The sequence below is a fragment of the Loktanella sp. IMCC34160 genome (genome assembly GCF_004145845.1).
Lineage (GTDB): Bacteria > Pseudomonadota > Alphaproteobacteria > Rhodobacterales > Rhodobacteraceae > SELP01.
In genome coordinates this window covers 107,660-131,813 of the sequence record NZ_SELP01000008.1, presented here as the reverse complement: position 1 = coordinate 131,813, position 24,154 = coordinate 107,660, and the positions used below count along the sequence as shown (strand labels likewise).

Genomic DNA, 24,154 nt, shown 5'->3' with positions numbered 1-24,154 from the left:
GTGAAGCTGACCTCCTATCATCGAACCGCCGAAACGACCCTAAGGAGACGATACACAGACATTCAATCCGTCGAAAAACAGACCAAACCGCCCACGTATCTCTTCAAAATACAAATTGTCAAAAAGCGCTCAGAGACAAAATCGACAGTGATGCGCCCTAACTTTCGGCGCGCCCCGCCTCGATCACCTCTGATTTTTTCTTGCGTCTCGTTGCCCTGCGGCCCGTCTGGCGCCCCGTTGCGGCGTGTCCGTCGCTTCGGTGAGGGGGTATTTACGTCCGGCCACCGGACCCTGCAAGTGCTTTTTTCTGCATTGCACGAATTTTTTTCGTTTTTCCGGATTTCCGTATGTTTTTAATGGGTTGCCGCAGCATGCATGCGCAAACCACCGCCGAAACGAAAGAATGTTAGCTGGGCGGACTGAGGAAGACCGCGAGATATTGGGTTATCCACAGGATCAACCACAAGACTCGGCCAGACTCAGCCCGTTTTCACCCGAAGCACCCCCCGGACCGTGCGAATCCGAGTCGCCAGCAGCCCCAGAATCGCCACCGCATAGAGAACCGGTTCGATCTGGAAGCCTTTCACCAGCCAGAGGAAGTGAAGCCCCCCGAGGATTGCGGCCGGGTAGGTCAGCAGATGCAGACGCCGCCAGACTGCCCCGCCCAACCGCCGGAGCGACAGATCGTTCGATGTCAGCGCCAGTGGCAGGAGGAGCACGAAGCCCCCCATGCCAATGGTGACATAGGGCCGCTTGACGATATCGGCCCAAACCGCGCCAAGGCTGCCAACATCCAGAATGGCCCAGACCAGAAGATGCGCCAACGCGAAGACAAAGCACATGACCCCCAGCGCGCGCCGGAACCGCAGAAGGTTCACTCCGGTCCAGCGACGCAGCGGGGTAATCGCCAAAGTGGCGATCAGAAGTTGCAGCGCCAGGAGGCCGTAGCGATGTTCCAGCGCTTCGATCGGCTCAACGCCAAGCCCTCCGGTTGCGCCAAGCCAGAACAGCCAGACAAGCCACCCTGCCCCCACTATATAGATGGGCCAGGTCGGCACGCGCCGAAGCGCCGTATTAAGGGACTGAACAATCGACATCAGTAGAACCTTGTAAGGTCCATGCCTTCATACAGGCTGGCCACCTCGTCATAGCCGTTGAACATGAGCGTATCCTGCCGCGTGGCGAACAGCCCGCCGCCGATCCGCCGTTCGGTTGCCTGCGACCAGCGAGGGTGGCTGACGGTCGGGTTCACATTGGCATAAAACCCGTATTCCCGCGCGTTCAGGATATTCCAGGTGGTGGGCGGTTCCTCTTCGGTCAGGGTGATCCGCACGATGGCCTTGATCGACTTGAACCCGTATTTCCACGGAACCACCAGACGGATCGGCGCGCCGTTCTGGTTGGGGATCGGGTTGCCGTAGATTCCGGTCGCCAGAAGCGTGAGCGGGTGCCGTGCCTCGTCAAGCCGCAGGCCCTCTACATAGGGGAAGGGAATGACCCGGCGGCTGACCCCCGGCATCACCTCTGGTTGGACCACGGTTTCGAATGCCACGTATTTGGCGCGGTCCTGCACCCCGATCCGATCCAGCACATCGGCCAGCTCGATGCCGTTCCATGGCACGACCATCGACCACGCCTCGACGCAGCGGAACCGATAGATCCGTTCTTCGACTTCCAGCCCGCCGATCAGGTCGGTCAGGGAATATTCGCCGGGATTGTCGACAAGTCCATCGACGGTGATCCGCCAGTCGGCGGTATCAAGCGCGCCCGCGTTGGCGGCCGGGTCGGTCTTGCCGACGCCGAACTCATAATAGTTGTTGTAGCTGGTGATCTCTTCCCAGGTGTTCGGTTCCAGCGCCGCCTGTGCCCTGCCCTGCCCAGCCAGCCCCACGGCCCCCAACCCGATGGCCCCGGCCATGATCTGGCGTCGGTTCAGCCAAGCGGCCTGCGGGGTCACATCAGCATGGGTCAGGGTATTGGTCCAACGACGCGCCATCTTTGTCTCCTTGGGTTTGTCTTCGGACTAGTTAGTCCATCCCGCCCGAAGGACGAAAACACTTCGATTCACGTCGATGTGTGGATTCGTTTCAATCCTCGCCGCACCCTAGGGGGTGACGCCCCACCAGCGGAGGGTTTGATTGAAATGAACCCGAATAGTTTCGGCGGCGGCGATCGGATCGCCTGCCTCCAGCGCCGCGATGATCGCCAGATGTTCCTCCATCGCCGAAACGATCCTGTCCCGCAGGAAGGGTCGGGCGTTCTGGATGATCGCGATCCGCAGGCGGTTGGTTTCGTAGTCGTCCGTCAGCAGGCTGTTGCCCAGCCCTCTGGCAAGGAAGTCATGCAGGGTCAGGTCGGTCTTGATCGCCCGTTGCGGCATGCCCCCTGTGCGATCCGACTTGGCCACGGTCAGCAGATCTGCATGTTCCGCCTTGATAAGATCGAGGCCGTCCATGTTTCCCGCCTCGATCCGGCGAACTGCCCCAGCCGTGTCCAGAACCATGCGGTAGTCCAGACAGCGCCGGATGGATTCGGGGTTGGCTTCCATCACGCGCAGCCCACGTTTCGGCAGCGCAATGAGAAGCCCCTTGGACCCCGCATGTTTCACGGCGTCCCGAACTGCGGCAATGGGAGAGTCGAGAAGATCGACCAATTGCGAAATCGACAGGAACTCGCCCTCGCGCAACGTTCCGGCCCGAAATGCATTCCAAAGGGCCGCCTGCGCCCGGTCTGCGAGAAGCTCGCCTTCGATCTTCTTGTTCATGCGGTGCCTCTGCCAGACATTCGACTGCTTTGCAATAAGCTCTTAATTGAAATTCCATATAGTGTTTAATGTAAGATAGCATCTAACATGTTAGTTGCAATGGCACGCGCCGACCAAAGTGCATTCCATCGGGGACATGGGCAGGATCGCGCGCAAAGGGAGGGACAAATGACACAGAATTCACAGGCGCATGTTGCCCAAGGCGGGACGTTGGACCCGGAGGGTCACAACACGCTCAACCCGGCAAGCCCCAGCGAAAAGACCTGGGGCTGGTTCGCGATCTTCAATATCTGGGCGAACGACGTTCAGTCGTTGTTTGGCTATTCGCTGGTGGCGTCGCTTTTCATTTCCTATGGCGTCGGTGGCTGGACTGCCTTTGCCGCGCTGATCGCGGCAGGTCTGTTCGTGATGTGGATGGTGAACCTGTCCGGCGCCGCGGGCGAGAAATACGGGATTCCCTATCCGGTGCTGGCCCGCGCCAGCCTTGGGACGCAGGGGGCCAAGCTGCCCGCGATCCTACGGGCAACCGTCGCGGTCTTCTGGTATGGTGTGCAGGTCTATTTCGCGTCCACCGCCTTGGCGCTTTTGATCCGGTCGATCACAGGAATGAGCGGCGGAACCGAGATCCTTGGCCTGACCGGGATCGATTGGGTGTCCTTCGTGATCGTCTGGGCGTTCCATATCGTGATCTTCTGGCGCGGGATGAACTGGGTCGAAACCTTCCTCAATATCGCGGGCCCGTTCGTCTACCTTGTGATGATCGGCCTTGTCGTCATCCTGTGGCAGCGGTCTGACGGTCAGCTTCTTTCGGCGACGGCGACGATTTTCGCCAACCCGGAAGGCACTTTTGCCACCGAACTGAAGGGCTTTGTCGCGATTGTCGGCACGATGGTGGCCTATTTCGCGGCGGTGATGATCAACTTCAGCGACTTTTCCCGCTATGCGAAGGACAAGCCGACGATGATCAAGGGCAACCTTGCCGGCCTCCCCTTCAACATGATCCTCTTCTCGGCGCTTGCCCTTCTGACCACCGGCGGCGCCGCCGTTGTCTTTGGCGAGGAGATCATCAACCCGACCGAAATCGTCGAACGCACCGATAGCGTGGTTCTGGGGATCATCGCGGCGATCACCTTCTTTGCTGCGACCGTGGGGATCAACCTTGTGGCCAACTTCATCCCGGCCGTGAACGGGATCGCGAACCTGTCGCCCAAGACCATCAGCTTCCGCAAGGCGGGCCTGATCACCTCGGTCTTCGCGCTGGTCATCGGCGGGTTCTGGAACAGCTTCATCAGCCAGTTCGGGATCAGCGGATTTGTGAACACCCTTGGCGCGACGCTGGCACCAATCTTCGGGATCATGATCGTCGACTACTACTGGCACCGCAAGGAACAGCTGAACCTTGACGATCTCTACAACATGGACGGCGGCACCTATCACTACCAGAACGGCTGGAACAACGCGGCTGTCAAAGCCTTCGGTCTGGCGGCGATCTTCTCGGTCGCGACGGTCTGGGTGCCGTGGTTCGGCTTCCTGTCCGGCTACAACTGGGTGATCGGCGCGGCCCTTGGCGGCGTCGTCTACCACGCCTTCGCGAAGAACAGCGTCAAAGTCTGAGGTCCCTTCAGGCGAGTGGGGCCGGCGTGGGGCAACCCTCGCCGGCCCTTTTTGTTCGCGAGGCCGAAAGCTAGGACGGGGTCGGTCCTTTGTAGAACGCCAGAAGCCGGTCCATCCGAACCGAGGTGCCATCCGGCTGCACGATCCGCACATGATGTGGCCGCATCTGGCGCGGTTCCGTCACGCCAACCGAATGGGCGATGGTTTCGACCTCTTTGATCATACCGGTGGCGAAGTTCGACACCCGTTTCCATTTCTCGGCCACGACCAGCCCCTTTTGCAGGTGCGGGTCATGGGTGGTGATTCCGGTCGGGCAGGTATTTCGGTTGCATTTAAGTGCCTGAATGCAGCCAAGGCTGAACATGAATCCCCGCGCAGAGGTGACAAAATCCGCTCCGGCGGCCAGCGCCCATGCCACATCGCCCGGGCCGACCAGCTTGCCGCTGGCGATCAGGCGGATCCGATCCTTCAGCCCGGCCCGATCCCGAAGGGTGGCCACGTGGGGAAGGGCTTCGCGGATCGACACACCGACCAGATCGATCAACGGCATCGGGGCGGCCCCGGTTCCGCCCTCGCCCCCGTCGATGGTGATAAAGTCCGGCGCACATTCTGCGCCGCGCTTATTGATCAGCGCAAAGAAATCGGAAAACGCGCCTTCTTCGCCCATGACAGTCTTGATCCCCACGGGCAGGCCCGTCACCTCGCGCACATGGCCGATGAGGTTCAACAGGTCGCCCCAATCGTCGACCTCGACATGGCGGTTGGGCGAAATGCTGGCCTGTCCCGCGGGAATGCCCCGGACCTGCGCGATCTCGGCCGTGACCTTGGCACCGGGCAGGATGCCGCCCTTGCCGGGTTTGGCCCCCTGCGCCAGCTTGATCTCCATCATCTTGACCTGCGGATGGTCGGCCACCTCTTTCAGCTTGTCGTCGCTCAGCCGCCCCTCGGCATCGCGGACCCCGTATTTGGCCGTGCCGATCTGGAAAACGATGTCGCAGCCCCCTTCCAGGTGCCAGGGCGACAGGCCGCCTTCGCCGGTGTTCATCCAGATGCCCGCGTCCTTCGCCCCCCGTGACAGCGCCCGCACCGCCGGTTTTGACAGGGCACCAAAGCTCATCCCCGAAATATTGTAGAAGGATGGCGCGAAATAGGGTTTGCGGGCGCCCGGCCCGATCACCAGCGCAGCGGTCTTCGCAGCCTGTTCATCCAGCGGCGGAAAGGCCGCATTCACGAAGATCGGGGTGCCGGGTACGCCCAGCGACCGGGTGGAGCCAAAGGCGACCGTATTCCCCTTCCCCTCTGCCGCGCGATCGACCCAATCGCGCTGCGCCCGGTTGAACGGCATTTCCTCGCGGTCCATCGCAAAGAAATATTGGCGAAAGAATTCACCCAGGCCCGTGAACAGATGCCGGAACCGTCCGATCACCGGAAAGTTGCGCCGCACCGCGTCCCGCCCCTGAGACCGGTCGATGATGAACAGCGCCAAAACGGCTGCCGCGCCGATCCCCACGATCAGGATGAAGAAGAGGGCCAGCGCCTCGAGCACATTGACAGTGAATTCGGAAAACATCGGCGGCTCCTTTGGTTTGAGCCCAGCCTGCGCAGAGGGGGCCGCCGGGTCAATGATGCCGATCAAACCGTTGTTTCGATCACAAGTGATCAACTGGATTTGACTGGAAATCCAAAATGGCGGCGGCTTAGTCCGGCTTGGGCCTCAGTCAAGCGGGATAGGCGAAAATATCCGGTCATCCAAACCGGACAGCAGGCGTATCCCTCTCAGATGCCAATGACGGCATCCTCAACGGAGGAACTACAGAATGCTTCGCAGAACCTTTATCGCCCTTGCCGCCGCCACCACCCTGTCTGCCCCGGCCTATGCCGCTGGTCATTCGATGGATATCGTCGACACCGCCGTCGGCGCGGGCAGCTTCACCACGCTGGTTGCCGCGGTTGAAGCGGCCGGCCTGGTCGATACCCTGAAAGGTGAAGGCCCGTTCACTGTCTTCGCCCCGACCGACGAGGCCTTTGCCGCCCTGCCGGAAGGCACCGTCGAGGCGCTGCTTGCCGATCCGGAAGCGCTGGCCGCGATCCTGACCTATCACGTGGTTGCCGGGAAGGTCATGTCGACCGACCTGTCTGACGGGATGATGGCCGCCACCGTGAACGGGGCCGAAATCACCATCGGCCTTGGCGACAGTGTCATGGTCAATGACGCGACCGTCGTGACCGCCGACATCGAAGCGTCGAACGGCGTGATCCACGTGATCGACAAGGTGATCATGCCGCCGATGTAATTTCGCGGCTATTATACACGCTTGAAAATGCTGACCTCGAAGGGCTGGAGATTGCCTTTCGGGGTCACATGAACATGGCGGCGTCCCTCAACCAGATGCAAAAGGCCGGGCTGATGCGTCTCCGCCTCGACCGCGAGGTCGGCTGACGACCACCGCTGAACCGGCAGGTTGGAACACTTCTCGGGACCGTCCGGCGCGAAGGTCGCGATGATGGCCACCCCGCCGGGGGCGAGCCCGGCAGACAGGGCACGGAAATAAGTGGCGCGTTGATTCCGTTCCGTCAGAAAATGGAACACGGCGCGGTCGTGCCAAAAGTCCCATTGCGATGACGGCGTCCATTCGGTGATGTCGGCCGCGACCCAGTTGACGGTGTCGGCCATCGCCCCCAACCGGGTCTTGGAGGTTTCTAGTGCTTCCGGCGACAGGTCCAGAACGGTAATCGGCCCGGCGCCCCTTGCGACAAGCCCATCGACAAAGCGGGATGCCCCGCCACCGACGTCGATGATCTTTGCGCCTTTGACGCTGAACTCGTCGAACAATTGCAGCGACAGCTCCGCCGTCGGCTCGAACCAGGTCAATGCCTCCTCGGCCCTCGCACCGTAGACGGCGTTCCAATGTTCCTGTTTTGACATTCCGCACCCTCAAAAGAATTGCGCCCCCACAGATATGCGGGGGCGCAAAACACATTTCAAGTTTTTAATGTTTAGTGCACGACGGCATCATCGGGTCGGGGCCGGTTGCTTCCCGCAATCCTGTCCCCAACGATCAACCCGTCCGCCCCGGCGCTGACCGGGATGGTGTCGCCGTCCTTCACATCACCGGCCAACAGCATTTCAGCCAGTTGGTCCTGCAACGCCCGCTGGATCACCCGCTTGAGTGGCCGCGCCCCGAAGACCGGATCATAGCCTTCATCGGCGAGCCACTTGCGCGCACCATCATCCAGATCGAGTTGGATGTTCCGCCCGGCCAGCCGCTTTTCAAGGCGGGCAAGCTGGATATCCACGATCCCGTCCATATCGGCCCGACCCAGACGGTCAAAGATGATCGTTTCGTCCAGACGGTTCAGGAATTCGGGCCGGAAGTGCGCCCGGACCGCATCCATCACGTCGCGCTTTGCGTCCGAGGCATCCGCCCCGTCAGGAAGCTGGCTCAGCGCCTGCGCCCCAAGGTTCGACGTCAGCACGATCAGTGTCTGCTTGAAGTCCACGGTGCGGCCCTGACCATCGGTCAGAACGCCGTCATCCAGAACCTGCAGCAGAACGTTGAACACGTCCGGATGCGCCTTTTCGACCTCGTCGAACAGGACAACCTGATAGGGCCGCCGCCGCACCGCTTCGGTCAGAACACCGCCTTCGTCATAGCCGACATAGCCCGGAGGGGCGCCAATCAGCCGGGCGACGCTGTGCTTTTCCATGAATTCGGACATGTCGACGCGGACCATCGCGTTGTCGTCATCAAACAGGAATTCGGCCACGGCCTTGGTCAGCTCGGTCTTGCCGACCCCGGTCGGCCCGAGGAACAGGAACGACCCCAGCGGGCGATTCTCGTCGTTCAGGCCCGCACGGGCACGACGCACGGCATTGGCCACCGCACGGACGGCAGCGTTTTGGCCGATGACCCGCTTGTGCAGGCCCTCTTCCATCCGCAGCAGCTTTTCCCGTTCGCCTTCCAACATCCGGCTGGTCGGGATGCCGGTCCAGCGTTCGACCACCTCGGCAATCTGTTCCGGGCGCACGGCCTCTTCGACCATGACCCCGTCTTCCTCGGCGGTCTCCGCCTCGGCCAGCTTGCGTTCAAGGTCGGGGATGACGCCGTAGGACAGCTCCCCCGCGCGGGCGAGGTTGCCTTCGCGCTTGGCGATGTCCAGATCGGCACGGGCCCGGTCAAGCTGTTCTTTCATGGCGCGTGCGCCTTCCAGCTTGTCCCGTTCCGCCTGCCACTTGGCGGTCATCTCGGACGACCGGTCTTGAAGGTCCGACAGTTCCTTTTCCAGCTTGGCCAGACGATCCTTCGACGCAGCGTCGTCCTCTTTCTTCAGCGCCTCGGCCTCGATCTGCATTTGCAGGATCTGACGGTCGAGCGCGTCCAGCTCCTCGGGCTTGCTGTCCACTTCCATCCGCAGGCGACTGGCGGCTTCGTCCATGAGGTCGATCGCCTTGTCCGGCAGAAAGCGGTCAGTGATGTAGCGGTGGGACAGGGTCGCCGCCGCTACAAGCGCCGCGTCCGAGATTCGGACACCATGGTGCATCTCGTATTTTTCCTTGATGCCGCGCAGGATCGACACGGTGTCTTCCACCGTCGGCTCGTCCACCAGAAGCGGTTGGAACCGGCGGGCAAGGGCCGCGTCCTTTTCGACATACTTGCGGTATTCATCCAGCGTGGTTGCGCCGACGCAGTGCAATTCACCCCGTGCAAGGGCGGGTTTGATCAGGTTGGCGGCATCCATCGCGCCATCTGTCTTGCCCGCGCCGACAAGCACGTGCATTTCGTCGATGAAAAGGATGATTTCGCCAGCGGCGGCCTCGATCTCTTTCAGGACGGCCTTCAGCCGTTCCTCGAATTCGCCCCGGTACTTCGCACCGGCAATCAGCGCGCCCATGTCTAGCGCCATCAGACGTTTGTTACGTAGGGATTCGGGCACGTCGCCGTCGACGATCCGCAGGGCAAGCCCTTCGGCGATGGCGGTTTTACCGACGCCCGGTTCACCGATCAGCACCGGGTTGTTCTTGGTTCGGCGCGACAGCACCTGCATGGCGCGGCGAATTTCCTCGTCCCGACCGATGATCGGGTCGATCTTGCCTTGCTCGGCGGCCTCGGTCAGGTCGCGGGCGTATTTTTTGAGCGCGTCATAGCCATCCTCGGCGCTGGCGCTGTCGGCGGTGCGCCCCTTGCGCAGATCGTTGATGGCGGCGTTGATCTTCTGGGCGTTGACGGCCCCGGCCTCCAGCGCCTCTTTCGCGCGGGTTTTGACCAGCGCAAGCGCGGTCAGCATCCGTTCGACGGGAACAAAGCTGTCCCCGGCCTTCTTGGCGACCTGTTCGGCCTCGTCCAGAACACGGGCGAGCGAGGGATCGACATAGACCTGCCCGTCGCCGCCAGACACCTTGGGCTGTTTGGCCACAAGCGCATCCACGGCAGAGGTGACCTGTTCCGGGCTACCACCGGCCGACCGGATCAGATTGGCAGCAAGCCCCTGATCGTCATCCATCAATGCCTTGAGCAGGTGTTCGGGAAGCACGCGTTGATGGCTTTCCCGCATAGCGATCGTCTGGGCGGCCTGAATGAAGCCGCGCGACCGCTCGGTGAACTTTTCGAAGTTCATGAGCATTCTCCTTCCATAAGCACCCGGTGAATTGGAACGCCCGCATCGGCGGCACATTCCTGTTGGGCCTTGATCCAAAGATGGGAATGCCTTTTCGCCATCGCAAGTCCAGCGGACAAATTTCACCCCCCGAACCTGACCAGAAGTTCAGGTTTTTCCCACTGACATTTCGCGCTAATACCGTGGAGGTGAGTACGAGTTACGCCGGGGGGCAAAATGGACACGACGTGTGAATTGAACGGGCCGACGCCTGTTTCTGACGAAAGTCACGCAATCTCCAGCCGCATCAAACGATTCTTCGAGGCGCATGACCGCGCGGTGGTCGATTCATCGAATCGCAGCGCCCATGTCTTGCCACTGGATCAACGCCAAGCCGAGACAGACCACTAGCGTCGGCCAGTCCGGGCGAGCGAGCTTGACAGAGCGGGGGCGGGGCGTCATGACGCGCGAAACCCAGCCATAGCCGCCGAAAGGAAGCCCCATGTCCGATGACCGCCTCATCGTGGCACTTGATGTGCCCAACGCAATTGCCGGGCTGGAACTGGCAGAACGTCTGGGGGACGCGGTCGGGTTCTACAAGATCGGGCTGGGGATGCTGACCGGGGGCGGGCTGGCGCTTGCCAATGAGTTGAAGCAGGAACACGGCAAGCGCATCTTTTTGGACATGAAGCTGTTCGATATCGGCGCGACGGTCGAGGCTGCGGTGCGCGGTCTGTCCCAGTTCGATTTGGATTTCCTGACCGTTCACGGCGATCCGCATGTGGTGCGCGCCGCCAAGGAAGGGGCCGCCGGATCTGACCTGAAAATCCTGGGCGTGACCATTCTGACCTCGCTCGAACGGGATGATCTGGATGCGTCCTGCTACAAGGATGGATCGGTCGCGGATCTGGTTCAGGAACGCGCCGCCCGCGCGATGGAGGCCGGGGCCGACGGAATCATCTGCAGCCCGCAAGAGGCGGCGCTGGTGCGTGCCCTGTCCGAGGCCGAAGGCAAGTTGATCGTGACACCGGGTGTCCGCCCTGCGGGTGCGGACCTTGTCGACCAGAAGCGGGTGATGACCCCGGCAGAGGCTATCGCGAATGGCGCCGATCACGTTGTGGTTGGTCGCCCGATCTGGACCGCGCCCAATCCCGCCGCCGCCGCGCAGGCGGTGCTGGCGGAACTCAGCTCTCCGCAGGCGCAGCGGCCGAATTCCTGATCCACCGTTCTGAGAATTTGCGGCGGTTTTTCCCCTGAATTCGGAACGCCCCCCCGCCTAACCTGATCCAAGGGGTGCCCCTTCGCGCCCCTGCCGACCAGCTGCCGCGTTTTCCCGAAATTGGATGCGTTCCCGGAGACTGGTAAGGCATCCTGCCCGGTGGCAATGGTGTCCCCATCCCACCGCCACCGGGCAATTTTTCAGTCGTTGATATCTTTGTCCCAGATCTTCACCTGCCCGCTGCGCAGGCCAAAGATCTTGCGGAGCGCGATGAAGGCGGCGAGCGACAGGATTGCGAAGACCACCAGCGATCCGGCAAGCCCCATCGTCACACCAAGCCCGACAATCGCACCGACGACGAGCGCGCCAGCGGCGAAACCAAGGAAGATATAGCCGGGCACGATAACCTCGAGGATGGCGAGCCCGAAGGCCGCCGCCATCCAGACCCACCAAACAGTCCACCAATCGCCGGACATTATTTCGCCCCCCGCAGCATCTTGAAGGCGTCACCGAACGCTTCAAGAGCACTTGCCGGCAGGACGATCGTATTGCTGCCCTGCCCGTTGCCCAGCGCGTTCAGTGCTTCGACCTGCTTCAGGGCGACCTGATATTGCGCCGCCTCTAGCCCGTTTTCCGCAATCGCCACGGCGACGACCTGGGTTGCATAGGCTTCGGCCTCGGCCTGAATCCGGCGGGCCTTGGCAATCTGTTCGGCAGCGTAAAGCTCGGCATCGGCGGAAAGCTCGACCGCGCGCTTCTTGCCCTCGGCCTCTGTCACCTGTGCCCGGCGGGCCCGTTCGGCGTTCAGCTGCTGCAACATCGCCGAGCGGGTCGCCTGATCAAGGTTCACATCCAGAAGTTCGGCGCGGGTTACTTCAATGCCCCAATCGTCGACCACGGCGAACAGTTGGTCTTTGATAGTGCCGGTCAGGGTAGACCGGTTCGACTGCACCTGATCCAGTTCCATCTGGCCGATCTCGGACCGGACGATCCCGGCAACCGTGGTCGCAATGGCGGCGTCCACGTCGCGAATTCGGTAAACCGTCTTTTCCGGTTCGATGATCCGGTAGAAAACGCTGGTTTCGACCTGCACCAGCACGTTGTCGAGTGTGATGGCGTCCTGGCTCATGGTTGGCAACTGGCGTTCGAGAACCGAAATCTTGTGCGCGACCCGGTCAAGGAAGGGAACAATCAGGTTGATCCCCGGCCCAAGCACCGACCGAAGCCGACCGAACCGTTCGACAACATGCTTTTCCGATTGGGGAACGATCCGCACCCCGGCAAGGATGCAGACAATGATGAAGATGGCCAAAAGCAGCAGAACAAGGTTCTGGCCGAGAAACTGGGAAATCATACGCTCGATATCCATTTTTTGAGATCCATTGGTTGTTTCGCGTATTTAAGCAGCAGTCGCGGGGGAAATGAAGCACAACCGCAGCTTGCCACCGCCGGACCGTCGGATCGCCGTCAGGTGTTGCGAAGGGGACTCGGCCCGGTTGCGACCCAATCCGCCAGCCGTTTTCGCAGGCTTGGCACCATCGGGTCCAGTGCCCAGACCCTTTCCAGCGGCATCAGTGCCCAATGCTGACCCTCTTCGCCAAAGACAATTTCCGCCTCTGCCGAGGCAGGCAGCGCCAGAACGAAGAACCAGACCTTTGCATCGGGCCGGTGCGCCGCATCATATCTCTGGGTCCAGATCACATCGCCCTGCCCGACACACAGACCGAATTCCTCATGCACTTCGCGAAACAGCGTTTCCTCGGGCGTTTCCGCCCCTTCGCGGCCGCCGCCGGGGAAATCCCAGTAGTCTGGCCAAGGGATGTCCGGGCGGTTGTCGCGCCGGTAGATCAGAAGCTGCTCGCCGATGAAGACGGCGGCCTTGGCCCCGTCGAAGGGTGCCGTCATTGGGCAGGTTCGACGGCGATCTCGTCGAAGAAAACTCCGGACACAGGCGACCCGTCCGGTGCAAGCTGGATCGCGCTGAGCGGGATGCCAAGGTCGGGGGCAAAGGCCTTTTCAAAGGCAAGCGGTTGAAGTCCCTCCATCTGCAACCGGTCCTGAACCCGCCAGACCGTATAGGTGCAATCACCGATGGTCGCGTCGCCCAGACCGCTGATCCGGACCGTATAGGTTCCGCTGTTCACAACCTCGCCGTTCGACAAAAGCGCTACAGGGCTTGTCCATTCCCGATAGCCCGGCAGGCTATCAAGTTCTGTCGTGTCCCGGTCGTACCTTAGTTCAAGCGTTCCGCCCGCGCCAATCCGCCGGGTGACGGTCAGCCCATGCGAATAGACCGAGGATACGTCTTCCGGCACCCCGTCCCGTTCCATCACCCGCGCCTCGGAAATACCGTCTGGGGTGCGTGTCAGCACGACCGAAAACAGCGGGTCGGTCCGGGTCAGCCGGATGCCGGTTTCAAGGTCTTCGGCTGTCGGACAGTCCTGCGCCGCAACCGAGGATGCGGTTGCAAGCGCCGCCACAAGTGCAATGACCCGATAATTCATGATCTGTCCCTGTCCCGCCGGTCGTTCACCACCTTGGCTATGGGAACGGTGCGGCGGGGGCAAGGGGCGCGTCAGTGCCGTTGCGGCACCTCGACCGAGAGAACGGTGGGAAGGTGCCGGGCGGCTTCGATCCATGTTTCGCCTTCGTCGGGGCTGACAAAGACAGAACCGGTGTTGGTGCCGAAATAGACCCCCGCGGGTTCCGCGCGGTCATTCGCCATCGCCTGTCGCAACACGGTGAAGAAACAGGCCTCTTGCGGCAGCCCGTCCCGCTTTGCCGCCCAACTTTGCCCGCCGTCCGACGATTTCCAGACGGCCGCCTTGGCGTCAGGCGGGAACCGGCCCTGCGTGTCGCCGTTCAGCGGCAGGGTCCAGACGGTCTGCGGATCGCGCGGATGCACGGCAATCGGAAAACCAAAGGTCGAGGGAAGCCCTTCGGTCACGTCGTCCCAACTGCGCCCACCGTCGGAGCTGCGATAAACGCCGTGGTGGTTTTGCTGGTAGAGGACGTCGCCGCCCGGGGCCTGCACCATGTTGTGCACGCAATGCCCGGTTTCGCCGTCTCGGGGTGCGGCGGGGTGATCGTGATGCTGGCAGGCCTCGGCATTGGACAGGCGATTGCGCCGGTCCCAGGTCTTGCCGCCGTCTTCGGTGGCAAAGACCCCGGCCGCCGAAATACCGATCCACATCTTGGCGGGATCAGTCGGGTCCGACACGATGGTGTGCAGGACAAGCCCCGCCGCGCCGCCATGCCAATCGGGCCGCGAGGGATGATCGGTCAGCCCGTCCACCCGCGCCCATGTCGCACCATTGTCCGCGCTTGCCAAAAGATTGGCGGGCTTGGTTCCCGCATAGACGGTTCCATGCGCACACCCAACGGACCAGACCTGCGAAAACTCGTCGCCAAAGGGCGGCTCAGTCGGTTCCCAGCCGATCATCTGGGCGAAATCCGGGTCATTCGCGGCCCAGTCGTCCATCTGGCCCTTGGTCATTTTCGACAGGGTCCAGGTGTCGCCGCCATCGTCCGACCGCCAGACCCCGGCACCGAACCAGTCACCGCCGCCACCGGCCCAGATCGTTCCGGTTTCAGCGTCCCCGACCACATGGTTTATGGGCCAGCCGCCGCAAAACGGCCCCCTCACCTTGAACGCGGATCGGTCCTCCCCGCATTCAATCAAAAAGGCCCCTTTTGTGGTGCCGACCAGAATCGTGATGTCGCCCATTTTCCATGCTCCGTGAAACGCCACTTCAGCCTAGCACCAGTTCCCGAAATGCGCGCGAATATTTGCAGGTGCCCCTCCCCCGCCGCTGAGAGGGATGATACTGTTCGGCCATGCCTGCCATTTGCCGCGATTGCCTGACCACGTTCGAGGAGGGACGCCGTTGCCCGACCTGCCGGTCGCCCCGTGTGACGGCCCATCCGGAACTGTTTCAACTGACCATCGCGCATATGGATTGCGACGCCTTTTACGCCAGCGTCGAAAAGCTGGATAACCCCGAATTGCGCGACAAGCCGGTGATCGTGGGCGGCGGCAAACGGGGGGTGGTTTCGACCGCCTGTTACCTTGCCCGGATCAAGGGCGTGCGGTCCGCCATGCCGATGTTTCAAGCGTTGAAACTGTGCCCCGAGGCGGTTGTCGTGCATGGGCGGATGCAGCGCTATGTCGAGGTGTCGCGGCAGGTCCGGGCGATGATGGACGAACTGACCCCCGTGGTTGAGCCGCTGTCGTTGGACGAGGCGTTCATGGACCTGACCGGCACCGCCCGGCTGCACGGCGCACCGCCCGCGGTCATGTTGGCCCGTCTGGTGAAGCGGATGCGCGACGAGATCGGAATCACCGGGTCGATCGGCCTGTCCCACAACAAGTTCCTGGCAAAGGTCGCGTCGGATCTGGACAAGCCGCGCGGATTTTCGGTGATCGGCGCGGCAGAGACCGGTGAGTTTCTGCGCGACAAACCGATTCGGATGATCTGGGGAATCGGCCCCGCCGCACAGGAAAGTCTTGACCGGGCCGGCATCCGAACCTTCAACGACCTGCTGCGCTGGGAGAAGGACGACCTGATCCACCGGTTCGGCGGCATGGGTGACCGGCTTTGGCACCTTGCGCGGGGGCAGGACCGGCGGCGCGTGTCCCCGAATGCGCCGGTCAAATCCATCTCGAAGGAAACCACTTTTTTCGAAGATACGGGCAATACCGACGTTCTGGACGGCCATATCTGGCGTCTGGCCGAACAGGTGTCGGACCGGGCCAAGGCCAAGGGCATGGCGGGACGCGTCGTGACCCTGAAGCTGAAACGCGCCTCTCACAAGCTGCTGACCCGACAGCATCAGCTGCACCAGCCGACCCAGATGGCCGATCGCATCTATCGCACCTGCCGGGCGCTTCTGGATCAATTGGGGGACGAAGGGCCCTATCGGCTGCTGGGTGTGGGGATATCGCATCTTGTCGATGCGTCCGAAGCGGACCGCGAAGGCGACCTGCTGGACCCGGACGCGGGACGACGGACCGAGGCGGAACGCGCCGCTGATCTGATCCGCAAGAAATTCGGTAAAGATGCGATCATCAAGGGGCGTGCCCTGCGCTAGCGCCGCTATTCCGCCGCCATCGGCTGATCCAGATCCGCCGCACCAATGGTGCAGATGTCACGGACAACCTGATCGATCCGGGCCTTGAAATCCGCGTAGCCTGGCAGGGGTTCGATCCGGGCCTCATCCATGTAGAGGGACCGGTCGATTTCGACCTGAACGGCGTGCTGGCCCCGCGACGGGCGCCCATAGGTCTGGCAGATATAGGCGCCGGCAAAGGGCATATTGCGGGCCACCCGGAATCCTGCTGCGGCAAAAGCGGCCTCGATACGTTCCACGATGTCGTGACTTGCCGAAGCGCCGAACCTGTCACCAAGAACCACCTGCGGCCGGTCCGCCCCGGCGGGGCCCACCGCATCAAGCGCCTCGCGCGGCATGGAATGGCAGTCGATCAGGATCGAATGCCCGAATCGGTTGCGGGACTGGTCCAGCAGGGTCTGCAACTGGTCGTGATAGGGGCGCCAATAGTTCGAAATCCGGCTGTGCGCCTCTTCCATGGTCAGTTTTCCACGATAGATCGGCCGACCATTGGCCACGACTCGCGGCACGACCCCAAGCCCACTGGCCACCCGGGGATTGTGGGCGGGACGGCGCAGACCGTCGATCAGGGCGGGGTCCAGTTCGTCCGGTCCGCGGTTCAGATCGACATAGGCCCGCGGCATTCCTGCCACCAACAGCGGCGCGCCATGTTGCGGAACAGCGGAAAAAAGATCGTCGACAAAGGCATCTTCAGACGACCGGATCGTGTGTTTGTCCAGAATCGCACGGTTCAGGAAGGCCTCTGGATACAGGCTCCCGGAGTGCGGTGACCCGAAAACAACGCTTGTTTCACGGGCGATCGGCAATGACAGTCTGTATGAGTCGGGCGCCAATGGGGTCTCCTTTCAGCTATGAAGATAGCTTTGAAAATGGATTTTCCAAAAGCCCTTGATCCCCCCCGCGATTCCTTTTAAAGACCGCGCTACCCGACGCGGAACGCCCGCGTCCCTTTTGTTTTGGGGACGCAGATGGACGGATCGCCAAAGGCAGATGGGCGGTTAGCTCAGCGGTAGAGCACTACGTTGACATCGTAGTGGCCACTGGTTCGATCCCAGTACCGCCCACCATCTATTCACCGGGCTTCCGGGGGCAACCCCGCCAGCCCATGCACTTAACAGGCGCAATCGCCGCGCCGCGACATGAGGAGAAGGACTATGAAAGTTCGCAACTCGCTCCGTTCGCTCAAGCAGCGCCATCGCGATTGCCGCGTCGTGCGCCGCAAGGGCCGGGTCTATGTGATCAACAAGACCCAGCGCCGGTTCAAGGCCCGCCAGGGCTAAGACGGCAGACAGACCGAAAGAATGCCCCGCCTTTGGCGGGGTTTTTCTTTTGTGGCAGGGGTTAGCCCAACCCGGATTCCCCGTATTTCAGAATAACCGGAACGATGAGGTCTTCTTCGTCATCCAGATGGCGCGAGATCATCCGCTGCAATCCGGCCAGGGTCGATTGCAGGTCACCCGCCCGGTCCTGCAGAAGGGCCCGGTCCCCTTCCCAGACGCCAAGGGCGGCGTTGGCGGCCTCGGCAAAGCCGGACAGGATACCGTCGAGCGCGTGATGATCCGCGTCAAGAAGGTCAAACCCCTTGATAATACGCGCATCTTTCTGGGCCAGGAGTGGGAAGTAGTGCTGATCTTCGATCATGTGGTGACCGTGAAGATCGTTGATGAAGTGGCTGCCATAGCGGGACAGCCGCGCTGCGAATCTTTGCGGGTCGGCGCTACGGTCCAATAGCGCGTCGGTTTCCGACTGCATCGCGGTCATTAGCCGCCGGAACATTTGATGGCGTTCAAGCCAGAACCGGACAAGCCCGCCAAAGGCCGGATCTGCCTCCCACGCGTCACGCGGGTAGTCGCGCAGAAGCACCTGAAGCGCGTCAGGCAACCCTTGGCGTTGATCCAAAGACAGGTCGTTTGAAGATTCGGAATGCGTCATGCCCCTACGATAGGTGCAAGAACCGGACATTCCAGACCCAAGACACACAGCGGGCCAATCCCGCCGAATCAACCCCTACCTGATACTGCCCGCGCCCGTTTTCGGCCCAGCAGCCGCGCATCGGCCCTTTGGTCACAAATCCAATATCGCCCATTTCGGGCGTAGTGACTGCCCAATTTGTTCAAAAAGACGAAACAGCGGCCGAAACGAAGGCAGCGCCCAAAGTGACGTTTGGTCAGTTTCCTTTCCCCCCTTGCTAATTTGATCAACAGGAAAAAGGATCACTCCATTGTCGCGCTTGCCGCGAGAAGCAACCGACTCCACGGCCCTGAACGGGCCCAACGATAGGGAGACTATTTCATGTCCATCAAAATGACCCTCAAAGCGTCCACCGCCGCGCTGCTCGTCCTGACCGGCGGCATGGCCTATGCGCAGGCCACGCATCCCGTCACCGGCGAAGCGCTGGCCGACGTGCAGGAATTCACCTACCGCGTTCTGGACGAGCACAGCTCGACCGATCCGGGTCTTGTTGAAGACGTGTCCGGTTCGGAAATCATCCGCGACCTGTTCGAAGGTCTGATGAACCAGGATGCCGATGGCAACCTCGTTCCGGGTGTCGCGACCGGCTATACCGTGTCCGACGACAAGATGACCTATACCTTCTCCCTGCGCGACGACGCCAAGTGGTCGAACGGAGATCCGGTCACCGCGAATGACTTCGTCTATGCTTGGCGCCGCGCCGCCAGCCCGGAACTGGCATCGCCCTATTCGTGGTACATGTCGCTGATGTCGATCGAAAACGTCGACGCGGTGATCGGTGGCGAAGCGCCGCTGGAAGACCTTGGCGTTGAAGCGACCGACGATCACACGCTGGTTGTCCACCTGTCGCAGCCGCTGCCCTATTTCGCGCAGATGGTGACCCATTCGACCACCTTCCCGGTCCATCAGGCCACTGTTGAGGCCCATGGCACCGAGTGGACCAAGCCGGGCAACATCGTGTCGAACGGCGCCTATGTCCTGACCGAGCATGTGCCGCAGGAACGTTCGGTGCGCGAACGCAACCCGATGTACTGGGACAACGACAACACCATCATCGAAAAAGTGACCGCGCTGGTCATCAACGATGAAAACAACGCGCTGACCCGCTTCCTTGCCGGCGAGCTTGACCGAACCGAAGTGCCGGCCGGCCAGTTCCCGCGCCTTCAGGAAGAGCACCCGAACGAAGCCATCAGCTTCCCGAGCCTGTGTTCCTACTATTATATGTTCAACCTGCGTGATGGCGCGCCCGAAGCCCTGCAGGACCCCCGTGTCCGCAAGGCGCTGAGCCTTGCGATCAACCGCGACGTGATCGTGGACAACGTGCTGGCCGGTGGCCAGACCGCTGCCTACACCTTCACCCCGGGCGCGACCGCATCGTTCACCGTGCCGGACGTTCCGACCGCGTCGATGACGCAGGACGAGCGCAACGCAATGGCGCAGGAACTGATGGCCGAGGCCGGCTATGGCCCCGACAACCCGCTGTCGACATCGATCGTGTACAACACCTCTGACGCCCACCGGTCTATCGCCGTTGCCGTCAGCCAGATGTGGAAGCAGACCCTTGGCGTCGAGGCGGAGCTGGCCAACATGGAATGGCAAACCTTCCTGGAAGCCCGGTCCAACGGCGACTTCCAGATTGCCCGTGGCGGCTGGTGTGGCGACTACAACGAAGCCTCAACCTTCCTTGACCTGATGCAGTCCGAATCCGGCTACAACGACTCCAAGTTCGTTAGCGCCGAGGTGGACAGCCTGCTGGCTGAGGCGAAGACCTCGGATGATCCGAACCCGCTTTACACCCGGGTCGAAGAGATCATCGACGCAGAGGCGCCGATCGCGCCGATCTACCACTATGCGAACGTCTACATGATGGATGAGAACCTTGTCGGTTCCTGGCCGGTCCAGAACGTTCAGCAGAACTGGTACTCCAAAGACCTGTACTTCACTGCCAACTAAGCGCGCAGTGCTCTGAAAAGTCCGCGCCCCCTGTTCCGGGGGCGCGGATGTCTTTGGCTATTCCCGGAGCCCCGATATGTATTCCTATATCGTTCGACGGCTGGCCGTGGCGATCCCGACCATCCTTATCCTGATCGTCCTCAGCTTCTTCCTGATGTATCTGGCCCCCGGTGGCCCGTTCAATTCCGAGCGCCCGATCCCGCCCGAGGTCATGGCCAATATCGAGGCGAAATACGGCCTGGATCAGCCGATGTGGAAGCAGATGCTGGACTATGTGACCGGTGTTGTCTTCCGGTTCGATTTCGGCCCGTCCTTCCAATACACGGACCGCACCGTGAACGAGGTGATTGCGCAGGGCTTCCCGGTGACCCTGACCTATGGCCTCTGGTCCGCATTGTTTGCCGTCGTCGTCGGCGTGGCGCTGGGCGTCGCCGCCGCGATCAAGCACAATACCGCCGTGGACTATACCGCCGTCGGCATCTCGATCGGGGCGCAGGCGTTGCCGAACTTCGTGATGGCGCCGATTCTGCTGTTGATTTTCACCCTTGGGCTGGGCTGGCTTCCCGGCGGCGGCTGGAACGGTGGCCAGTGGAATTATGTCATCATGCCGGTGATCGCGCTGTCGACGTCCTACATGGCGTCCATTGCCCGGATCACCCGGTCGTCGATGCTTGAGGTTCTGAATTCCAATTTCATCCGCACTGCCAAGGCCAAGGGCCTTCCGATGCGCCGCGTCATCCTGCGCCATGCGCTGAAGCCGACCCTGCTGCCGGTGATTTCCTACCTTGGGCCTGCGGTTGTGGGCATGATTACGGGGTCGGTCGTCGTGGACATCGCGTTCTCGACCGGTGGCATCGGGCAGTTCTTCGTCAACTCGGCCTTCAACCGCGACTATTCGGTGATCATGGGCATCACGATCCTTGTCGGCGTCCTGACCATCACCTTCAACCTTCTGGTCGATATCCTCTACGCGTGGATCGACCCGAAGATCCGCTACTAGGAGGCGCGCAATGTCGATGCAAACCGATACCGCCCCCGCACAGATGGGCGAGATCCAGGGCCGGTCCCTTTGGGCAGATGCCCGGACCCGGTTCTTCCGCAACAAGGCCGCGGTGGCCGGGCTGATCGTCCTGATCCTTGTAAGCCTGTTCGCGATCTTCGGGGGCTATTTCGCGAAATTCGAACCTGACTACGTGGATTTTTCCCTTATGGGGGCGCAGGCCTACCGCGGTGTCCCCTCTATCGAAACCGGCCACTACTTCGGGGTCGATATCGACGGGCGCGACCTTTATGCCCGGACCGTGCAGGGCACACGGATTTCGCTTCTGGTCGGGATCGTCGGCGCCATGGTGGCGGTGATCGTCGGCACACTTTACGGGGCGCTGGCGGGCTATGTCGGGGGCCGCACGGACGGGATCATGATGCGGACCGTCGATATCCTGATGTCTATCCCATTCATGTTCGTGCTGATCCTGATGCTGGTTATCTTCGGACGGTCGATCTTCATGCTCTTCCTTGGGATCGGGTTGATTTCATGGCTGTCCATGGCGCGGATCGCGCGGGGGCAGACCCTGTCGATCAAGAACAAGGAATTCGTAGAGGCCGCAGTGGCCATCGGCGTCCCGCGCATGACCATCATCCTGCGCCATATCGTGCCGAACCTTCTGGGGATCGTGATCGTCTATGCGACCTTGCTGGTGCCCGAGATGATCATTTTCGAAAGCTTCATCTCGTACCTTGGCCTTGGGATTCAGGAACCCAATACATCGCTTGGCGCCCTGATCAACGGCGGCACGGAACAGATGAACAACGGCACGCTGTGGATGTTGTTCTTCCCGCTTTTCTTCTTCCTCATCACGCTTTTCGCCTTCTTCTTTGTCGGCGACGGGCTGCGCGATGCGCTTGATCCAAAGGACCGCTGACATGAGCCTTCTGACCATCGAAGACCTGACGGTGACCTTCCAGACCGGCGACGGTCCAGTGAATGCCGTCAACGGCGTGTCCTTTGGGATTGGCCCCAAAGAGACGCTTGCCATCGTGGGCGAAAGCGGATCGGGGAAAAGCCAGACCGCCTTTGCCGTGATGGGCCTGTTGGCCAAGAACGGCGCGGCCACCGGCACGGTGAACTTCGACGGGCACGACCTTTTGTCGATGAAGCCCGCCGAATTGAACAAGATCCGGTCACGCGAAATCGGGATGATCTTTCAGGACCCGATGACATCGCTGAACCCCTACATGCGGGTCAGTGACCAGATGGCCGAGGTTCTGATGCTGCATCAGGGCATGTCCAAGGCCGAGGCGATCACCGAGGCGACCAAGATGCTGGACGCCGTACGCATTCCCGATGCCAAGAACCGCGTGCGGATGTTCCCGCACGAGTTTTCGGGCGGGATGCGCCAGCGCGTGATGATCGCCATGTCGCTGCTGTGCCGCCCTCGACTGCTGATCGCGGATGAACCGACGACCGCGCTGGATGTGACGGTGCAGGCGCAGATCATGCAGCTTCTGGGCGATATCCGCGAAGAATTCGGAACCGCGATTATCCTGATCACCCATGACCTTGGGGTCGTCGCCGGATTCTGTGACCGGACGCTGGTGATGTATGGCGGCCAGATCATGGAAGAGGCCCCGACGCAGACCCTGTTTTCCGATCCCAGCCATCCCTATACCAAGGGGCTGTTGCTGGCCGTTCCCCGGCTCGACCGGGATGACGAGATGCTGCAAACGATTGCGGGCGAGCCGCCGGATATGTCCCGGCTGCCCAAGGGCTGCCCGTTCAGTCCGCGCTGTGCGCAAAAGCTGGACAGATGCCCGGCCGATCGCCCTGCCCTAGAGGTCTTTGACGGCAATCGCCGCCGGTCCTGCCACCTGCCCGTGAAGGAGGTCGCGTAATGTCCGATCAACCGCTTCTGTCCGCCCGCGACGTTTCCGTGACCTTCGATATCCGCCGGTCCGGAAGCTGGCCCTGGACCCCATCCCTGAAGCTGCACGCCGTCAACAGCGTATCCTTCGACATTGCGCCGGGCGAATGCCTTGGCGTCGTGGGAGAAAGCGGGTCAGGAAAATCCACGCTGGCCCGCGCCATCGTCGGGACGGTTCCCACATCCGCCGGGCAGATTCTGTTCGATGGTGAGGACCTTGCCGCGATGTCGGCCGACCAGCGCCGCCGCCACCGCCGCGATGTGCAGATGGTGTTTCAGGATCCGCTGGCCGCGCTGAACCCGCGCATGACCGTGGGCGAGATTATTGCCGAGCCCCTCGTTACCCACGAACCCAGAACGCCGCGTGCCGAGGTGAAGAAGCGCGTGGCCGAGATCATGGAACGTGTGGGCCTGCTGCCGAACCTGATCAACCGCTACCCGCACGAGTTTTCAGGCGGACAGTGTCAGCGGATCGGCATCGCCCGCGCCCTGATCCTGCGGCCGCGCCTTCTCATCTGCGACGAACCAGTCTCGGCACTGGATGTGTCGGTGCAGGCGCAGGTGGTGAACCTTTTGATGGAGCTTCAGCGCGATATGGGGCTGGCGATGATCTTCATCGCCCACGACCTGTCGGTGGTAAAGCACATCTCGGACCGGATCGTGGTGATGTATCTGGGCACGATCATGGAACGGGCCGAGGCGGATGTTCTGACGACCCGGCCTGAGCACCCCTATACGCAGGCGCTGATTTCCTCGGTTCCGATCCCCGATCCGGCGCTGGAACGGGCCCGGCCCCGTCTGGTGATCGAGGGCGAGCTACCGTCGCCCCTGAACCCGCCATCGGGCTGTGTGTTCCGCACCCGGTGCCCGAAGGCGCAGAACAGCTGCGCACAGGCCAAGCCTGAGACGATCGACCTTGGCAACGGACACGGCGTCGCCTGCCCGTTCCACAAGGCCGAGGATGTGCTGGCCGCTGCGGGCTAGGGT

23 protein-coding genes and 1 tRNA gene are annotated in these 24,154 nt (G+C 61.7%); 11 read left to right on the top strand and 13 right to left on the bottom strand.

The features are described from left to right. Window positions 1-479: 479 nt before the first annotated feature. From msrQ to EU803_RS17560, 3 genes are all read right to left on the bottom strand, one after another. Complete coding sequence (gene msrQ, locus EU803_RS17570; protein ID WP_207209239.1) at window positions 480-1,097, bottom strand: protein-methionine-sulfoxide reductase heme-binding subunit MsrQ; 618 nt, start codon at window positions 1,095-1,097, stop codon at window positions 480-482. Beyond that, the gene (msrP, locus tag EU803_RS17565; protein ID WP_129685285.1) at window positions 1,097-1,996 is read right to left on the bottom strand and encodes a protein-methionine-sulfoxide reductase catalytic subunit MsrP; all 900 of its coding nucleotides are present in this window, start codon (window positions 1,994-1,996) and stop codon (window positions 1,097-1,099) included. Before msrP ends, msrQ begins: the two co-directional genes overlap by 1 nt. A gap of 108 nt (window positions 1,997-2,104) precedes the next feature. Continuing rightward, window positions 2,105-2,764, bottom strand: coding sequence for a GntR family transcriptional regulator (locus EU803_RS17560; RefSeq protein ID WP_129685283.1), 660 nt, complete (start codon window positions 2,762-2,764; stop codon window positions 2,105-2,107). Between the two features lie 168 nt (window positions 2,765-2,932). On the opposite strand from EU803_RS17560, the gene EU803_RS17555 reads away from it, so the two are divergent. After that, a complete protein-coding gene (locus EU803_RS17555) occupies window positions 2,933-4,378 on the top strand; it encodes an NCS1 family nucleobase:cation symporter-1 (RefSeq protein WP_129685280.1) in 1,446 nt (481 codons plus the stop codon). 70 nt (window positions 4,379-4,448) lie between these two features. Here the strand turns inward: EU803_RS17555 and EU803_RS17550 are convergent, their stop codons facing one another. Then, window positions 4,449-5,948 carry an FMN-binding glutamate synthase family protein gene (locus EU803_RS17550; RefSeq protein ID WP_129685277.1) on the bottom strand — a complete coding sequence of 500 codons (1,500 nt, stop codon included), beginning with the start codon at window positions 5,946-5,948 and terminating at the stop codon, window positions 4,449-4,451. A gap of 247 nt (window positions 5,949-6,195) precedes the next feature. Here EU803_RS17550 and EU803_RS17545 point away from each other — a divergent pair, with 247 nt between their 5' ends. Next, a complete protein-coding gene (locus EU803_RS17545; protein WP_129685275.1) occupies window positions 6,196-6,672 on the top strand; it encodes a fasciclin domain-containing protein in 477 nt (158 codons plus the stop codon). 11 nt (window positions 6,673-6,683) lie between these two features. On the opposite strand, the gene EU803_RS17540 is transcribed toward EU803_RS17545, so the two are convergent. Both EU803_RS17540 and clpB read right to left on the bottom strand, forming a co-directional pair. Next, the gene (locus tag EU803_RS17540; RefSeq protein ID WP_129685273.1) at window positions 6,684-7,304 is read right to left on the bottom strand and encodes a class I SAM-dependent methyltransferase; all 621 of its coding nucleotides are present in this window, start codon (window positions 7,302-7,304) and stop codon (window positions 6,684-6,686) included. Between the two features lie 71 nt (window positions 7,305-7,375). Continuing rightward, window positions 7,376-9,994: an ATP-dependent chaperone ClpB gene (gene clpB, locus EU803_RS17535; RefSeq protein WP_129685271.1), complete on the bottom strand. Its 2,619-nt coding sequence runs from the start codon at window positions 9,992-9,994 to the stop codon at window positions 7,376-7,378. 481 nt (window positions 9,995-10,475) lie between these two features. Here clpB and pyrF point away from each other — a divergent pair, with 481 nt between their 5' ends. After that, entirely contained in the window at window positions 10,476-11,192 is a 717-nt protein-coding gene (gene pyrF, locus EU803_RS17530) for an orotidine-5'-phosphate decarboxylase (RefSeq protein WP_129685269.1), read from the top strand. Window positions 11,193-11,392: 200 nt separating this feature from the next. Here pyrF and EU803_RS17525 read toward each other — a convergent pair whose 3' ends face one another. The 5 genes from EU803_RS17525 to EU803_RS17505 form a co-directional block, all read right to left on the bottom strand. Next, entirely contained in the window at window positions 11,393-11,668 is a 276-nt protein-coding gene (locus EU803_RS17525) for a hypothetical protein (RefSeq protein ID WP_129685267.1), read from the bottom strand. Next, window positions 11,668-12,561, bottom strand: a complete 894-nt coding sequence (locus tag EU803_RS17520) for an SPFH domain-containing protein (protein WP_129685265.1) — start codon at window positions 12,559-12,561, stop codon at window positions 11,668-11,670. The genes EU803_RS17525 and EU803_RS17520 overlap by 1 nt, the downstream gene beginning before the upstream one ends. 98 nt (window positions 12,562-12,659) lie before the next feature. Then, on the bottom strand, window positions 12,660-13,097 hold the full coding sequence (locus tag EU803_RS17515; RefSeq protein ID WP_129685263.1) for an NUDIX hydrolase: 438 nt from the start codon (window positions 13,095-13,097) through the stop codon (window positions 12,660-12,662). Further along, window positions 13,094-13,696, bottom strand: coding sequence for a hypothetical protein (locus EU803_RS17510; protein WP_129685261.1), 603 nt, complete (start codon window positions 13,694-13,696; stop codon window positions 13,094-13,096). The genes EU803_RS17515 and EU803_RS17510 overlap by 4 nt, the downstream gene beginning before the upstream one ends. 71 nt (window positions 13,697-13,767) lie before the next feature. After that, window positions 13,768-14,919 carry a sialidase family protein gene (locus EU803_RS17505; protein ID WP_129685260.1) on the bottom strand — a complete coding sequence of 384 codons (1,152 nt, stop codon included), beginning with the start codon at window positions 14,917-14,919 and terminating at the stop codon, window positions 13,768-13,770. Window positions 14,920-15,029: 110 nt separating this feature from the next. Here EU803_RS17505 and EU803_RS17500 point away from each other — a divergent pair, with 110 nt between their 5' ends. Beyond that, window positions 15,030-16,283 carry a DNA polymerase IV gene (locus EU803_RS17500; RefSeq protein ID WP_129685258.1) on the top strand — a complete coding sequence of 418 codons (1,254 nt, stop codon included), beginning with the start codon at window positions 15,030-15,032 and terminating at the stop codon, window positions 16,281-16,283. Window positions 16,284-16,288: 5 nt separating this feature from the next. Here EU803_RS17500 and EU803_RS17495 read toward each other — a convergent pair whose 3' ends face one another. After that, the gene (locus EU803_RS17495; protein WP_129685256.1) at window positions 16,289-17,155 is read right to left on the bottom strand and encodes an N-formylglutamate amidohydrolase; all 867 of its coding nucleotides are present in this window, start codon (window positions 17,153-17,155) and stop codon (window positions 16,289-16,291) included. A gap of 159 nt (window positions 17,156-17,314) precedes the next feature. Between EU803_RS17495 and EU803_RS17490 the strand changes: the two genes are divergently transcribed. Together EU803_RS17490 and ykgO are read left to right on the top strand one after the other, a co-directional pair. Continuing rightward, window positions 17,315-17,389: transfer RNA gene (locus tag EU803_RS17490), tRNA-Val, on the top strand. An 87-nt stretch (window positions 17,390-17,476) separates the two neighbouring features. Next, window positions 17,477-17,602: a type B 50S ribosomal protein L36 gene (ykgO, locus tag EU803_RS17485; protein ID WP_010141322.1), complete on the top strand. Its 126-nt coding sequence runs from the start codon at window positions 17,477-17,479 to the stop codon at window positions 17,600-17,602. A 61-nt stretch (window positions 17,603-17,663) separates the two neighbouring features. On the opposite strand, the gene EU803_RS17480 is transcribed toward ykgO, so the two are convergent. Continuing rightward, window positions 17,664-18,254, bottom strand: a complete 591-nt coding sequence (locus EU803_RS17480) for a hemerythrin domain-containing protein (protein WP_129685254.1) — start codon at window positions 18,252-18,254, stop codon at window positions 17,664-17,666. A 360-nt stretch (window positions 18,255-18,614) separates the two neighbouring features. Between EU803_RS17480 and EU803_RS17475 the strand changes: the two genes are divergently transcribed. The 5 genes from EU803_RS17475 (at window position 18,615) to EU803_RS17455 (ending at window position 24,151) form a co-directional block, all read left to right on the top strand. Beyond that, entirely contained in the window at window positions 18,615-20,246 is a 1,632-nt protein-coding gene (locus EU803_RS17475; protein ID WP_129685251.1) for a peptide ABC transporter substrate-binding protein, read from the top strand. A gap of 76 nt (window positions 20,247-20,322) precedes the next feature. Then, window positions 20,323-21,246: an oligopeptide ABC transporter permease OppB gene (gene oppB / locus EU803_RS17470; protein WP_129685248.1), complete on the top strand. Its 924-nt coding sequence runs from the start codon at window positions 20,323-20,325 to the stop codon at window positions 21,244-21,246. Window positions 21,247-21,256: 10 nt separating this feature from the next. Then, window positions 21,257-22,168 carry an ABC transporter permease subunit gene (locus EU803_RS17465; RefSeq protein ID WP_129685245.1) on the top strand — a complete coding sequence of 304 codons (912 nt, stop codon included), beginning with the start codon at window positions 21,257-21,259 and terminating at the stop codon, window positions 22,166-22,168. Window position 22,169: 1 nt separating this feature from the next. Continuing rightward, window positions 22,170-23,138 (top strand): oligopeptide/dipeptide ABC transporter ATP-binding protein, encoded by a 969-nt coding sequence (locus EU803_RS17460; RefSeq protein WP_129685243.1) that lies wholly within the window; start codon window positions 22,170-22,172, stop codon window positions 23,136-23,138. Next, window positions 23,138-24,151 carry an oligopeptide/dipeptide ABC transporter ATP-binding protein gene (locus EU803_RS17455; protein WP_129685240.1) on the top strand — a complete coding sequence of 338 codons (1,014 nt, stop codon included), beginning with the start codon at window positions 23,138-23,140 and terminating at the stop codon, window positions 24,149-24,151. Before EU803_RS17460 ends, EU803_RS17455 begins: the two co-directional genes overlap by 1 nt. The last annotated feature ends 3 nt before the right edge of the window (window positions 24,152-24,154 follow it).